The 13,026-nt window shown below is 72.8% G+C and carries 12 protein-coding genes and 1 riboswitch; of the genes, 11 read left to right on the top strand and 1 reads right to left on the bottom strand.

Translation table 11 applies throughout. The annotated features are described in order from the left end of the window. Nucleotides 1-228: 228 nt before the first annotated feature. From ispG to thiC, 9 genes are all read left to right on the top strand, one after another. A complete protein-coding gene (gene ispG, locus E2C05_RS21865) occupies nucleotides 229-1,371 on the top strand; it encodes a flavodoxin-dependent (E)-4-hydroxy-3-methylbut-2-enyl-diphosphate synthase (protein WP_133221771.1) in 1,143 nt (380 codons plus the stop codon). Further along, nucleotides 1,368-1,535: a hypothetical protein gene (locus E2C05_RS33255; RefSeq protein ID WP_158292293.1), complete on the top strand. Its 168-nt coding sequence runs from the start codon at nucleotides 1,368-1,370 to the stop codon at nucleotides 1,533-1,535. Before ispG ends, E2C05_RS33255 begins: the two co-directional genes overlap by 4 nt. A gap of 64 nt (nucleotides 1,536-1,599) precedes the next feature. Beyond that, nucleotides 1,600-1,851 carry an AbrB/MazE/SpoVT family DNA-binding domain-containing protein gene (locus E2C05_RS21860; RefSeq protein WP_133221770.1) on the top strand — a complete coding sequence of 84 codons (252 nt, stop codon included), beginning with the start codon at nucleotides 1,600-1,602 and terminating at the stop codon, nucleotides 1,849-1,851. Next, nucleotides 1,848-2,267, top strand: coding sequence for a type II toxin-antitoxin system VapC family toxin (locus tag E2C05_RS21855; protein WP_133221769.1), 420 nt, complete (start codon nucleotides 1,848-1,850; stop codon nucleotides 2,265-2,267). Before E2C05_RS21860 ends, E2C05_RS21855 begins: the two co-directional genes overlap by 4 nt. 171 nt (nucleotides 2,268-2,438) lie before the next feature. Then, entirely contained in the window at nucleotides 2,439-3,794 is a 1,356-nt protein-coding gene (gene hisS, locus E2C05_RS21850) for a histidine--tRNA ligase (protein WP_133221768.1), read from the top strand. Beyond that, a complete protein-coding gene (gene prfA / locus E2C05_RS21845) occupies nucleotides 3,791-4,846 on the top strand; it encodes a peptide chain release factor 1 (protein WP_133221767.1) in 1,056 nt (351 codons plus the stop codon). The genes hisS and prfA overlap by 4 nt, the downstream gene beginning before the upstream one ends. 46 nt (nucleotides 4,847-4,892) lie before the next feature. Continuing rightward, nucleotides 4,893-5,765, top strand: a complete 873-nt coding sequence (gene prmC, locus E2C05_RS21840) for a peptide chain release factor N(5)-glutamine methyltransferase (RefSeq protein ID WP_133221766.1) — start codon at nucleotides 4,893-4,895, stop codon at nucleotides 5,763-5,765. A 573-nt stretch (nucleotides 5,766-6,338) separates the two neighbouring features. Next, nucleotides 6,339-6,821: a DUF4167 domain-containing protein gene (locus E2C05_RS21835; protein WP_133221765.1), complete on the top strand. Its 483-nt coding sequence runs from the start codon at nucleotides 6,339-6,341 to the stop codon at nucleotides 6,819-6,821. Between the two features lie 336 nt (nucleotides 6,822-7,157). After that, a riboswitch (TPP riboswitch) is annotated at nucleotides 7,158-7,266 on the top strand. Between the two features lie 73 nt (nucleotides 7,267-7,339). After that, nucleotides 7,340-9,151, top strand: coding sequence for a phosphomethylpyrimidine synthase ThiC (thiC, locus tag E2C05_RS21830; protein WP_133221764.1), 1,812 nt, complete (start codon nucleotides 7,340-7,342; stop codon nucleotides 9,149-9,151). Nucleotides 9,152-9,369: 218 nt separating this feature from the next. Here thiC and E2C05_RS21825 read toward each other — a convergent pair whose 3' ends face one another. After that, entirely contained in the window at nucleotides 9,370-10,941 is a 1,572-nt protein-coding gene (locus E2C05_RS21825) for a PhoX family protein (protein WP_158292292.1), read from the bottom strand. A 166-nt stretch (nucleotides 10,942-11,107) separates the two neighbouring features. On the opposite strand from E2C05_RS21825, the gene E2C05_RS21820 reads away from it, so the two are divergent. Together E2C05_RS21820 and E2C05_RS21815 are read left to right on the top strand one after the other, a co-directional pair. Next, the gene (locus E2C05_RS21820) at nucleotides 11,108-12,502 is read left to right on the top strand and encodes an aspartate aminotransferase family protein (RefSeq protein WP_133221762.1); all 1,395 of its coding nucleotides are present in this window, start codon (nucleotides 11,108-11,110) and stop codon (nucleotides 12,500-12,502) included. Between the two features lie 174 nt (nucleotides 12,503-12,676). After that, on the top strand, nucleotides 12,677-13,026 hold a 350-nt coding region (locus tag E2C05_RS21815), incomplete at its 3' end, for a hypothetical protein (protein ID WP_205082960.1).

Here is a 13,026-nt window from a genome sequence, read left to right as displayed (position 1 = left end):
GCGCCGGCGGCCCCGCCGCAATAGGGCGGCCCCGCCGGCGCTCGCGCTGCGCCGCCCGCGCCGCCGGCCTTCGACCCTGGCTGTCATCGAAGGATCATCGGCCCTGGCCGGAGCGGGGGGCTGCCCGGCGCAGCCGGCGCTTGGGGCCGGCCGCCGGGGCTGCCATATTCGCGGCGACCGGGCACGGCCGCGCCGTGCCCCCTGCCGAAACCCGGGACCCTTTGCCGCATGAGCTACCGCCCCTACCAGCAGATCCTCCGGAGGAAGTCCCGCCAGATCCGGGTGGGGAAGGTCGTGGTCGGCGGCGACGCGCCGATCACCGTGCAGACCATGACCAACACGCCGACCGAGGATGCGCAGGCGACCATCGCGCAGATCCGCCGCTGCGAGCTGGCCGGCGCCGACATCGTGCGCGTATCCGTCCCGACGCCGGAGAGCACCGCGGCGCTGCATGAGATCGTCCGCGAGGTGAATGTCCCCATCGTCGCCGACATCCACTTCCACTATCGCCGCGCGATCGAGGCGGCGCAGGCCGGCGCCGCCTGCCTCCGCATCAACCCGGGCAATATCGGCAGCAAGGAACGGGTGAAGGAGGTCGTGAAGGCCGCCCGCGACCATGGCTGCTCCATCCGCATCGGCGTCAATGCCGGCAGCCTGGAGAAGCACCTGCTGGAGAAGTACGGTGAGCCGAACCCGGAGGCGCTGGTCGAGAGCGCGCTGTGGCATGCCGCGCACCTGCAGGACGAGGATTTCCACGAGTTCAAGATCAGCGTGAAGGCGTCCGACGTCTTCCTCGCCGTCGCCGCCTACCAGCAGCTGGCCGAGGCCTGCGACCACCCGCTGCATATCGGCATCACCGAGGCGGGCGGGAAGCGGACGGGGACGGTCAAGAGCGCGATCGGCCTCGGCAACCTGCTCTGGTCCGGCATCGGCGACACCCTGCGCGTGTCGCTGAGTGCCGAGCCGGAGGAGGAGGTGCATGTCGGCTGGGAGATGCTGAAGTCGCTCGGCCTCCGGCATCGCGGCGTGAAGATCATCTCCTGCCCGTCCTGCGCGCGGCAGGGCTTCGACGTGATCCGCACCGTGGCGACGCTGGAGGACCGGCTGGCGCATATCGAGACGCCGCTGACGCTGTCCATCATCGGCTGCGTGGTGAACGGCCCGGGCGAGGCGCTGATGACCGATATCGGCCTGACCGGCGGCGGCGCCGGCCGGCACATGGTCTATGCCGCGGGCAAGACCGACCACACCATCGACGAGGCGGCGATGGTCGAGCACCTGGTCGAGCTGGTGGAGAAGAAGGCCGCGGTGATCGAGGCCGAGGCGGCGGCGAAGAAGGCGGCCGAGGCCGCGCAGCAGGCGGCGGAGTGAACTCCTTCGGCTTCTCCGCCCTGCTGGTCGGGATGCTGGGCCGGCACCCGGTGCCGGGGCTGGACGAGGACCTGGCGCGGCGGGACACGGCCATCCGCCGCCTGGGCGTGCTGGCCGGGGTGAACCTGCTGCTGTTCCTGGCCCTGACGCTCGCGGTGCGCTGAAGGCGCTTGCCCGGGGCCGGTCAGATCCCTAGGTAATACCGGTGCGCAGTGAGGTATTACCGCCATGGGCATGCCCGTGACCGTGAAGGGTCAGGTCACCATCCCGAAGCCGATCCGCGACCGGCTGGGGCTGGCGCCGGGGAGCCGGGTGGAGTTCGTGCCGCAGCCGGACGGGCGGGTGGTTCTGCAGAAAGCGGACGAGGGCGGTGCGAAGCCCGACCCCTTCGCGCAGGCCATGGGGTCCGCGACCGCGCTCAAGGGCATGACGACGGATGAGATCATGCTGCTGCTGCGCGGCGAGCGCGAGGATCTTTGACCTGGGTCGATACCAATCTTCTGCTCGACATCGCCCATGCCCAGCCGGGCTGGGCGGACTGGTCCCGCGACCGGATGGCCGAGGCGGCGGCGCGTGGCCCGTTGCGGATCAACGACATCGTCTACGCCGAAGTCTCGGCCAGCTTCGGGCGCCCGGCCGAGCTGGACGCGTTCCTCGGCCTCCTCGGGATCGTCGTCGGGCGGTCCCCGCCTGAGGCCCTCGTCCTCGCCGCGCGGACGCACCTGGCCTATCGGCGGCGCGGCGGACAGCGGTCCGGCGTCCTGCCTGACTTCTTCATCGGGGCCGATGCGGCCGTGGGTGGCGGACCGCTGCTGACCCGCGATCCCCGGCGTTACCGCACCGATTTCCCCGACCTCATCCTGATCGCCCCTGATACCGGCCGGCAGACCTCCTGACGTCCGCAGGCCGGTATCGCGCGCAGGGTTGCCGGGTCCCCGTCGCAGCATTGCTGCGACGGGGACCCGGCGTGGCGGCGGCGCGCCAAACGCAACAATCAGACCGGCCAGCATTCGTGCTGGCCGGTATGGACCCTTGCCGCCCGTCGCGGCGCGCGGCAAACCGCCCCCATGGCCCAAGCCCCGCTCCAGCCCGCCCGCGGCACGCATGACCTGATCGGCGCCGAGTTCCGCCGGCACCACCATGTCATCGAGACGGCGCGGCGGATCGCCACCCTCTACGGCTTCGAGGAATGGGCCACCCCGATCTTCGAGGACACCCGCGTGTTCTCGCGCGGCCTGGGCGACACCTCCGACGTCGTGTCGAAGGAGATGTATTCCTTCGAGGACCGGGGCGGCGAGAGCGTGACCCTGCGGCCGGAGAACACCGCCGGCGTCTGCCGCGCCCTGGTCAGCAACGGCCTCACCCAGGCGAACCTGCCGCGCAAGGTCTTCTATGCCGGGCCGATGTTCCGCTACGAGCGGCCGCAGAAGGGCCGCTACCGGCAATTCCACCAGATCGGGATCGAGGTGCTGGGCGCCGCCGAGCCGCTGGCGGATGCCGAGGTCATCGCCTGCGGCTGGCACATCCAGCAGGAACTCGGCATCGAGGAGGGCACGGTCCTCGAGATCAACACCCTGGGCGACGGGCCGAGCCGCGATGCCTATCGCGCCGCGCTGGTCGCCTATTTCACCCGGCACCGGGATGCGCTGTCGGCGGAGAGCCAGGCGCGGCTCGAGAAGAACCCGCTCCGCATCGTCGACAGCAAGGACCCGAAGGACAGGGCGTTGGTCGCCGGCGCGCCGACCATCCTGGAGCACCTGACGGAGGAAGCGGCCGGCTTCTACGCCGCGGTGAAGCGCCACCTCGCCGCCTTCGGCGTGCCCTTCCGGGAAAACCCGCGGATCGTGCGGGGGCTCGACTACTACAGCCACACCGCCTTCGAATTCGTCACGGACCGGCTGGGCGCCCAGGGCACGGTGATGGGCGGCGGCCGCTACAACGGGCTGGTGGAGGAGATGGGCGGCCCGCCCACCCCCTCGGTCGGCTGGGCGGCGGGGGTGGAGCGCCTGTCCCTGCTGCTGGAGGCCGGCGACCTCACCCCGCCGGCGCCGCGCCCCGTGGCCATCATCCCGGTGGGGGAGGCGGCGGAGGCGCCGGCGATCAACGTGCTGCAATCGCTGCGTGAGCACGGCGTGGTTGCCGAGATCGCCTACAAGGGCAACACCAAGCGCCGGATGGAACGCGCGAACAAGGTCAGTGCCGGCGCCGCCGTCATCCTGGGCGATGACGAACTGGCGGACGGCATGGCGGTGGTGAAGAATCTCGAGGATGGCAGCCAGCACCGCGTGCCGCTGACCGACCTGCTGCGGGCCCTGGCCGAGACCGGCGTCGTCGAGAGCGCGGCGCAGGCCATGCTGAACCTGGTGCTGGAGGAGGAATTCGGCGCCGGGGACGAGGATGCGGAGGACGGGGAGCAGCGGTGAGCCTCTCGGAGAAGCTGGACCGCGTCCTGACCCGGGCGGAGGAGCTGAAGCACCTGCTCTCCACCGCCGAGGGCAGCCAGTTCGGCGCCCTGTCGAAGGAGCTGTCGGAGCTGGAGCCGCTGGTCGAGAAGGTGGAGGCGCTACGCGCCGCCGAGCGCGCCCGCGACGAGGCGGAGGCCATGCTGGCCGACCCCGAGCTGCGCGAGCTGGCCGAGGACGAGTACCTCGCCCAGAAGGAGGCCGTGCCGCGGCTGGAGCGCGAGGTGCGCCTGATGCTGCTGCCGAAGGATTCGGCCGACGAGCGCAGCGCCATCCTGGAGATCCGCCCCGCCGCCGGCGGCGACGAGGCCGCGCTCTTCGCCGCCGAGCTGTTCCGCGCCTATCAGCGCCATGCCGAGGCGCGGCGCTGGCGCTTCGAGGTGATGGACTATGACGAGAGCGACCTGGGCGGCGTGAAGGGCGCGGTCGCCGAGATCGCCGGCCGCGGCGTCTTCGCCCGCCTCAAATACGAAAGCGGCGTGCACCGCGTGCAGCGGGTGCCGGCGACCGAGACGCAGGGCCGCATCCACACCTCCACCGTCACCGTGGCCATCATGCCGGAGGCGGAGGAGGTGGATGTGCAGATCAACGACGCCGACCTGCGGATCGACACCTACCGCGCCTCCGGCGCCGGCGGCCAGCATGTGAACAAGACCGACAGCGCCGTCCGCATCACCCACCTGCCCACCGGGACGGTGGTGGCGATGCAGGAGGAGAAGAGCCAGCACAAGAACAAGGCGAAGGCGATGAAGGTGCTGCGCGCCCGCATCTTCGAGGCCGAGCGGGCGCGCCTGGCCGCCACCCGCGCCGCCGACCGCCGCGGCCAGGTCGGCACCGGCGACCGCAGCGAGCGGATCCGCACCTATAATTTCCCGCAGGGGCGGGTGACCGACCACCGGATCGGCCTGACGCTGCACAAGATCGACCGCGTCATGCTGGGCGAGTTCGACGAGATCATCGATGCGCTGACGGCCGAGGACGAGGCGGCGCGGCTGGCGGCGGAGGGCGAATGAGCCGCCGGGGCGGCCGGCGCTGGCGCCCGGGCGTGCCCGGCGCCGCATGACCCCGGCCTGCGCCGACCCCGCCGGCACGGTCGGCTTCTTCCTCTGCCGGGCCGGGCAGCACCTGCGGGCGGCCGCCATCGACTCGCCCCGGCTGGAGGCGCGGCTGCTGCTGGCGCATGCCCTGGGCTGCCGGCAGGAGGACCTGCTGCGTGACCCGCGCGCCGCCGTCCCGCCCGGCGCCGCCGCCCGCTTCGGCGACCTGCTGCGCCGGCGGCTGGACCATGCGCCGGTGGCGCATCTGCTGGGCTGCCAGGAATTCTGGTCGCTGCCCTTCGCCGTCTCCCCCGCCACCCTCATCCCGCGGGCGGATTCGGAAGCGCTGGTCGAGGCGGCGCTGGAGGCCTTCCCCGACCGTGGCGCGGTGCGGCGGGTGCTCGACCTCGGCACCGGCACGGGCTGCCTGCTGCTGGCGGCGCTGAGCGAATTCCCGGCGGCCACCGGCCTCGGCCTCGACCGCGTGCCGGCGGCGGCGGCCCTGGCGCGGGCGAATGCCGCGCGCCTCGGCCTCGGCGGGCGAGCGGCCTTCGCCGTGGCCGACTGGGCGGCCCCCGTCGCCGGCCGCTTCGACCTGGTGCTGTCCAACCCGCCCTACATCGAGTCCGCCGCCATCCCCGGCCTGATGCCGGAGGTGGCGCGGCATGAGCCCGCCTCGGCCCTCGACGGCGGGGCGGATGGGCTGGAGGCCTACCGGGCCATCGCCGCGGCGCTGCCCGGGCTGCTGGCCCCCGGCGGCCGGGCGGTGCTGGAACTGGGCCAGGGGCAGGAGGAGGCGGTGACCGCGCTGGCCGCCGCGGCGGGGCTGCGGTGTCTGGCATGCCGGCCCGACCTGGGCGGCATCCCGCGCGCCCTGGTGCTCGGCGCCGCCTGACCGCGGGCGGCGCTGCCGTCGCGTCGGCCGGCCTGCCCCGGTGGCGCGGGCTGCCTGCCCGATCGGGCGGTGAACCTGCGTCGTCCTGAAATCGGCGGTGCGGGGTCCCGCGGCCGCAGCGACACGCCCCGCCGCGATCTGCTCCGGCCCGCGGCGGGGCGCGGATTCGCCGGTCGCCGCGCCGGATCCGGGCCGGCAGGGCAGGGTCCCGCGCCGGCCTGGTCGCAGCCCCGGCCATGCGGGCGCGGCTCCGCCGCCCGGTCCCCACGCCGACGCCACGGCTGCATTCCGCGGCGGGGCGCCGGCGCCGGCCCATGGCGCGGAGCAGGCCCGCGAAAAAACCCATTGGCGGGCCGGCGCGCTGGGGCTAGCTTGCCCTTCGGCCCTCGCGGGCGGACGGGTGCGCCCCGCCGCCTTGGCGCGTGGGTACGGACTGCGGACAGGCTGTGGGCGCCCTGGTTGCTCCCCTGCCGGCCGCAATGCTTTGGATCATATCCACCGCTTTTGCCGTGCGCACCCCTGCGAAGGGGGCGGGCGGCGCGGGCCACCTGCGAGACGGCAGACGCAATACCGATGAACATGAAACGCATGCGCGGCCGCAACCACCGGCATGGTGGTGGCGGTGGGGGTGGCGGCGGCGGTGGGGGCGGCGGCCAGTTCCGCCAGTCCGGCCACCAGCCGATGAACCGCAACCATGTCTTCGACTCGAACGGTCCGGACATGCGGCTGCGGGGCACTGCCCAGCAGCTCTTCGAGAAGTACCTGCAGCTCGGGCGCGACGCGACCAGCTCCGGCGACCGGGTGATGGCGGAGGGGTATTTCCAGCACGCCGAGCACTATTTCCGCATCCTGAACGCCATGAACCAGGCGCAGCAGCAGCGGGACGGCCAGCACCAGCCCCGCCGCTTCCAGCAGAGTTCCGACCCGGGCGACGGCGCCGACGGGCCGGGTGGCGACCAGACCAACGAGATGAACGGCCAGATGAACGGCCATGCCCTGGAGGGCAACGAGCCGGAGTATGACGGGCCGCAGCCGGAAACCCGCGAACCGGCCTGACGCCCGGGGCCGGCCGATGTGCCGGCCCGGTGATCCCCGCAGCCATGCCCCTTTCTGCTCCGGTTCCGGCGCGGTCGGCCCTCCGCGCGAGCGCATCGCGCCAGGCCGTGGGGGGCGGCAGACCGGCCGCGGGCGATGGCCGCCGATCGCAGGCGGCCCGCAGCATCCCCCGGCATGGCCGGGCGGATCCCGCAAGCGCCGTCGCGGCGGCCGGGCATGCCTGGCCGGCCCCAGGCATCGTGCCCCGATCCAGATGCCGCCCCTCCGCGTGCCATCCAGGGGTGGTTCCGCCCCGCGACGGCGCGTTGACAGCGCCAGCCACCGGCCGCACCCTCCCGCGCGTTCCAGGGGGGCTCCCGCAGGGGCTGAGATAGCGCTTCGTCGCGCTGACCCTTCGAACCTGATCCGGGTCATGCCGGCGTAGGGAGAGGAACGTCTCGGGCAGCGCCCACGTGGGGGTCGTCTGCCCACCCCGCGCATCCGCACCCCCGGATCTCCTGTGTTGGAGGAGGTCCAGAATGCCCGATTCCCTGCCCCCCGACCTGCCGAAGGTCACCACCGGCCCGCTCCCTGCCTCGCGCAAGGTGCATGTGCCCGGCGCGCTGCACCCGGACCTGCGCGTGGCGATGCGCGAGATCGCGGTCGGCGGCGGCGAGGCGCCGCTGCGGGTCTACGATCCCTCCGGCCCCTATACCGACCCCGAGGCGCGGACCGATATCCGCGCCGGGCTGCCGGCCCTGCGCCAAGCCTGGATCGCGGCGCGCGGCGATGTGCAGGCCTATGACGGCCGGGAGCCGAAGCCGGAGGATGACGGGCTGAAGGCGGGCGAGGCGCGCCGCGTGCCGGTCTTCGACCGCGCCGGCCGCCGCCCGCTGCGGGCAAAGCCGGGCGCCGCGCCGACGCAGATGGCCTATGCCCGGGCCGGCATCGTGACGCCCGAGATGGAATACGTCGCCATCCGGGAGAACCTGGGCCGCGAGAGGCTGCACGAGGCCGCGGCGCGCGATGGCGAGGATTTCGGCGCCGCCATCCCCGACTACGTCACGCCGGAATTCGTCCGTGACGAGGTGGCGCGCGGCCGCGCCATCATCCCGGCCAACATCAACCACCCGGAAATCGAGCCGATGGCGATCGGCCGGAACTTCCTGGTGAAGATCAACGCCAATATCGGCAACAGCGCAGTCTGGTCCTCGGTGGGGGAGGAGGTGGACAAGCTGGTCTGGGCGATCCGCTGGGGCGCCGACACGGTGATGGACCTCAGCACCGGGCGGAACATCCACACCACGCGGGAATGGATCATCCGCAACAGCCCCGTCCCGATCGGCACGGTGCCGATCTACCAGGCGCTGGAGAAGGTCGGCGGCCGTGCCGAGGACCTGACCTGGGAGATCTTCCGCGACACGCTGATCGAGCAGGCCGAGCAGGGGGTGGACTACTTCACCATCCATGCCGGCGTGCGGCTGCCCTACATCCCGCTGACCGCGAAGCGCGTCACCGGAATCGTCTCCCGCGGCGGCTCGATCATGGCGAAGTGGTGCCTGGCGCATCACCGCGAGAGCTTCCTGTATGAGCGCTTCGACGAGATCTGCGAGATCATGCGGGCCTATGACGTCAGCTTCTCGCTGGGCGACGGGCTGCGGCCGGGCAGCATCGCCGATGCCAACGACGCCGCGCAATTCGCCGAGCTGGAAACGCTGGGCGAGCTGACGCAGATCGCCTGGAAGCACGACTGCCAGGTGATGATCGAAGGGCCTGGGCATGTTCCCATGCACAAGATCAAGGAGAACATGGACAAGCAGCTCGCGGTCTGCGGCGAGGCGCCCTTCTACACCCTCGGCCCGCTCACGACCGACATCGCGCCGGGCTACGACCACATCACCTCCGGCATCGGCGCGGCGATGATCGGGTGGTTCGGCACCGCCATGCTCTGCTACGTCACGCCGAAGGAGCATCTCGGCCTGCCGGACCGGGACGATGTGAAGACCGGCGTCATCACCTACAAGATCGCGGCGCATGCCGCCGACCTGGCGAAGGGGCATCCGGCGGCCAAGCTGCGGGACGATGCGCTGTCCCGGGCGCGCTTCGAGTTCCGCTGGCGAGACCAGTTCAACCTCAGCCTCGACCCCGAGACGGCGGAGAAATTCCACGATCAGACGCTGCCGGCGGAAGGCGCCAAGCTGGCGCATTTCTGTTCGATGTGCGGGCCGAAATTCTGCTCCATGAAGATCAGCCAGGACATCCGCGCCGCGGCGGAGAAGGGCATGGAGGAGATGGCCGAGCGGTTCCGCAACGACGGCGGCCAGATCTACGCCCCGCCGCAGCCCGCCTGAGACCGGCGTGCGGACGCCCCGGCGTCCGCCGACCCGCCTTGCGCGCGGGTCGGCGCAGCGTGCCGACGCTGTGACGGCCGCGCGCCAGGCGGGATGATCATGCCGGCCGGCATCACGGGCAGCCGCCGCGGCGGCGGCTGCCTACGCCTCCGCAGGCCGTCGCGCCCGCCGGGCGCGCTGCGAGCGGGACGCCCGGATGCCTTGGACGGCCTCGCCGGTCAGCCCCCCACCGGGCCGCCCGCCGCGCGCTGCAGGCCCAGCAGCGTGCTGCGCGGCGGCAGGCCGGCGCGGAATTCCGGCCAGCGGGTGGAGGGCCGCTCGAAGCTCCCGCCCGGCTCGGCGCCGGGGTGCCGGGCGGCGGTGAACAGCGCCTCCCCGTCCGGCGTCAGCGCCGCCCCGCCGATCGAGGCGGCGCGCGGCGCGCCGTAGATGGGCAGCGGCACGCCGCGCCCCGGGCCGTCCAGGTCGCAGGCATAGAGGCCTTCCGCCTGCGGACCCACCCGCCCGCCGCGGTCGGTGCCGATCCAGGCGCGGCCGCGCGCATCCACCGTCACGGTATCCGGGTTCTCCGGCCAAGCGCTGCCCGGCGGCAGGCCGGCGCGGCCATAGCCGGCCTCGGCGCTGCGCGGGTCGCCGGCGGCGAAGAGCAGCGCGGCGCGGGCGGTGTCGGCGCCGTCATCGTTGTTGTCGGCGGTCAGTTCGATGACATGCCCGGCCGGCCGCGCCGGGCTGCCATGGCAGGCCAGCAGCAGCCGCGGCCGGGAGGGATCGAGGCCCAGCCCCGCCGGCCCGTCCAGGGGGCTGCCGCCCGCCTGCGCCGCCGCCGCCACCGGGTCGGGGGCGCCGGCCGGCAGCCGCACCCAAGTGCAGCGGTCACGCTCGATCCGCGCGACGGAGAATGTGCCGGCATCCAGCGCATCCTCGGCCGTCGCCGGCCCGGCCGAGACGAAGCGCAGCAGGAAGCCGGCCGGCCGCCGGTCGGTCAGGTACACCACCGCCCTGCCGTCGCGGGTCAGCGCCGCCGCCACGTCGCCATGCGCGAAGCGGCCCAGCGCGCCGCGCTTCACCGGCAGGGATTGCGGGTCGAAGGGGTTCAGCTCCACCACCCAGCCGAAGCCGGCGGGGTCGCGGAACCGCGCATCCAGCGGCGCCAGCCGGGCCAGCCAGGCGGCGGGGTCGCCTTCCGCCAGCAGCAGCGTCCCCCAGGGCGTGACGCAGCCGCCGGCCAGGCCCAGCACGCCGCGCACGCTGCCCTGGCCGGCCGGGCCGGAGACGCGGCAGAGCGTCCCGGCCGAGAGCCGGCGGCTCTGGAAGCCGCCATCCACCACCACCCAGCGCGGGCCCTGCTTTTCCAGGTTCAGCAGGGACGCGCCCTGCATGGAAGCCGCCGCCGAGGGCTGGTCCTGCCCGCCGGGGAAGGCGAAGGCGGGGTTGACCGTCGGATGCACCACCGCCAGCACCGCGCGCGGGATGCCGTCCGCCGCCTGCTGCTGCGGCACGGCGATGCCGGCGACCCGTGCATCCCAGCCGAATTGCGCCGCGGCACCGTCCGGGTCGGGCCGGCGCGGGTCCCAGGCCGGGGCGTCGAAGGCCACGCGGTCGCCCCAGCGCAGCAGCACGTCCCGCCTGGTGCCCGGCGCCACCGTGTCGTCCTGCTTCACCGGCAGGGCCAGCGCGCCAAGCTCATGGCGGCGGATCTGGGCACGGGCGAGGCCTGGCGCCGCCAGGGCCAGCAGCGGCGCCGCCAGCATCGCCCGGCGGCCGGCGCCGCGCATCCCGATCCGTTTCATGGCCGAACACCCCATCCTCTGGCGGGCCGGACCATGCCCGCGCCGCGCCGGGGCGTCCACCGGCTGCGGTGGCCGGCTGCCGTAGGAAGGTGACATGCGCGCGGCGGGCTTGGGCGCGGCGGGCAATACTGGCACAGTGGGGCGACTGAAGGAGAAGGCCCGGCCGATGACCCCGCCCCGCAATTCGACTGCCGCCCGCGACATCGCCTATGCGCTGCACCCCTACACCGACCACAAGGCGCACCTCGTCAACGGCCCGCTGGTGATCAACCGCGGCAAGGGCGTGAAGGTCTATGACGACCAGGGCAAGGACTACATCGAGAGCGTGGCGGGGCTCTGGTGCGCCAGCCTCGGCTTCGACAACGAGCGGCTGGTGAACGCCGCCGCCGAGCAGATGCGCAAGCTGCCCTTCTACCATTCCTTCACCGGCAAGTCGCACGAGCCGATGGTGGACCTGGCGGAGATGCTGATCGAGCGGGCACCGGCGCCGATGAGCAAGGTGTTCTTCGCCAACAGCGGGTCCGAGGCCAACGACAGCGTCATCAAGATGCTGTGGTACATGCACAACGCCATCGGCAAGCCGGAGAAGAAGAAGATCATCTCCCGGCTGAAGGGCTATCACGGCATCACGCTGGCCAGCGCGAGCCTCACGGGCCTGCCGGCGAACCACCGGCTGTTCGACCTGCCGCTGCCGGGCTTCATCCATGTCGGCACGCCGCACCACTACCACAACGCGAAGCCCGGCGAGTCCGAGGAGGATTTCGCCACCCGCCTGGCCAATGAGCTGGAGGAGGTGATCCTGCGCGAGGGCGCGGAGACGATCTGCGCCTTCTATGCCGAGCCCTTCATGGGCGCCGGCGGCGTCATCATCCCGCCCCCCACCTATTTCGAGAAGGTGCAGGCCGTGCTGCGCAGGCACGACATCCTGTTTTGCGTCGACGAGGTGATCGCCGGCTTCTTCCGCACCGGCAATTACTGGGGCAGCCAGACCTTCAACATCCAGCCGGACATCCTGGTCTGCGCCAAGGCGCTGTCCGCGGCCTATCTGCCGATCTCGGCGGTGATGGTGAGCGAGCGGGTGTTCCAGGGCATCGCCGAGGGGTCGTCCACCGTCGGCACCTGGGGCCATGGCTTCACCTATTCCGGCCATCCGGTGCCGGCGGCGGTGGCGATCGAGACGCTGAAGATCTACGACGAGGTCGACATGCTCGGCCATGTCCGCAAGGTCGGGCCCTACATGCAGGCGCAGCTGCGGGAGCGCTTCGCGGGCCATCCGCTGGTCGGCGAGGTGCGCGGCGTCGGCCTGGTCGCCGCCGTGGAGCTGGTCGAGGACAAGGCGGGCGCGAAGAATTTCGACCCGGCGAAGAAGGTCGGCCCGCGGCTGACCAAGCTGGCGGAAAAGCACGGCGTCATCATGCGGGCGATGACGAACGACAGCATGGGCTTCTCCCCGCCGCTGATCATCACCGAGCCCGAGATCGACGAGATGCTCGACCGCGTCGGCAAGGCGCTGGACGAGCTGACGGTGGAGCTGCGGCGCGAGGCCATCGCTCCGGTCTGAGCCTCGCGGTTTCCAAAGGCCTTTCGGCCAATGCGGGTCCCATCAACGATGCGGCGCATCGTTGATGGGTTCCCGGGTGAAGTGGGTTCGGGAGGGGCAAAGCCCCCTCCCGATGGCGGAGTGTGTGGTTTGGACGTGGTCACGGCGCCCCGCAGCGGCAGCCTTCCGCTCGCCGTGGCACTGGCGGTCGCCCCTGCCATCGGGGTGCTGCAATCCAAGGCGCTGGCGCCGATCGCCACCATTGCCCTGCTGCTCTGCGTGGTGGCGCATCGCCGCCGCTTCGGCGCCTGGCCCTGGCCGTCCGGTGCGGCGGCCTGGGCGGCCCTGGCATTGTTCGGCTGGGCGGCGCTGACCGCGCTCTGGGCGCTGGAGCCGTGGCGGGCGTTCGGCACCGCGCTGCAGGTCGGCGGCTTCGTCGCGCTGGGCGCCGCCGCGGCGCGGGCCGTGGCGGCGGATACGGAAGCGGCGCGCGGGCGGCTGCTGCTGGCGGCCGCCGGCGGGCTGGCGCTGGGCTTGGCGCTGGC

The organism is Paracraurococcus ruber, assembly GCF_004353985.1.
Taxonomy (GTDB): Bacteria; Pseudomonadota; Alphaproteobacteria; order Acetobacterales; family Acetobacteraceae; genus Paracraurococcus; species Paracraurococcus ruber.
This window is presented reverse-complemented; position numbering and strand designations above follow the sequence as displayed.

Bases quoted from the DNA above. Each gene is read 5' to 3' on its own strand.
- E2C05_RS21860 (WP_133221770.1), top strand. From the start codon at position 1,600: ATGGGCATGCCCGTGACCGTGAAGGGTCAGGTCACCATCCCGAAGCCG.
- thiC (WP_133221764.1), top strand. From the start codon at position 7,340: ATGCCCGATTCCCTGCCCCCCGACCTGCCGAAGGTCACCACCGGCCCG.
- E2C05_RS21825 (WP_158292292.1), bottom strand. From the start codon at position 10,941: ATGAAACGGATCGGGATGCGCGGCGCCGGCCGCCGGGCGATGCTGGCG.
- hisS (WP_133221768.1), top strand. From the start codon at position 2,439: ATGGCCCAAGCCCCGCTCCAGCCCGCCCGCGGCACGCATGACCTGATC.
- E2C05_RS21820 (WP_133221762.1), top strand. From the start codon at position 11,108: ATGACCCCGCCCCGCAATTCGACTGCCGCCCGCGACATCGCCTATGCG.
- E2C05_RS21835 (WP_133221765.1), top strand. From the start codon at position 6,339: ATGAACATGAAACGCATGCGCGGCCGCAACCACCGGCATGGTGGTGGC.
- prmC (WP_133221766.1), top strand. From the start codon at position 4,893: ATGACCCCGGCCTGCGCCGACCCCGCCGGCACGGTCGGCTTCTTCCTC.
- ispG (WP_133221771.1), top strand. From the start codon at position 229: ATGAGCTACCGCCCCTACCAGCAGATCCTCCGGAGGAAGTCCCGCCAG.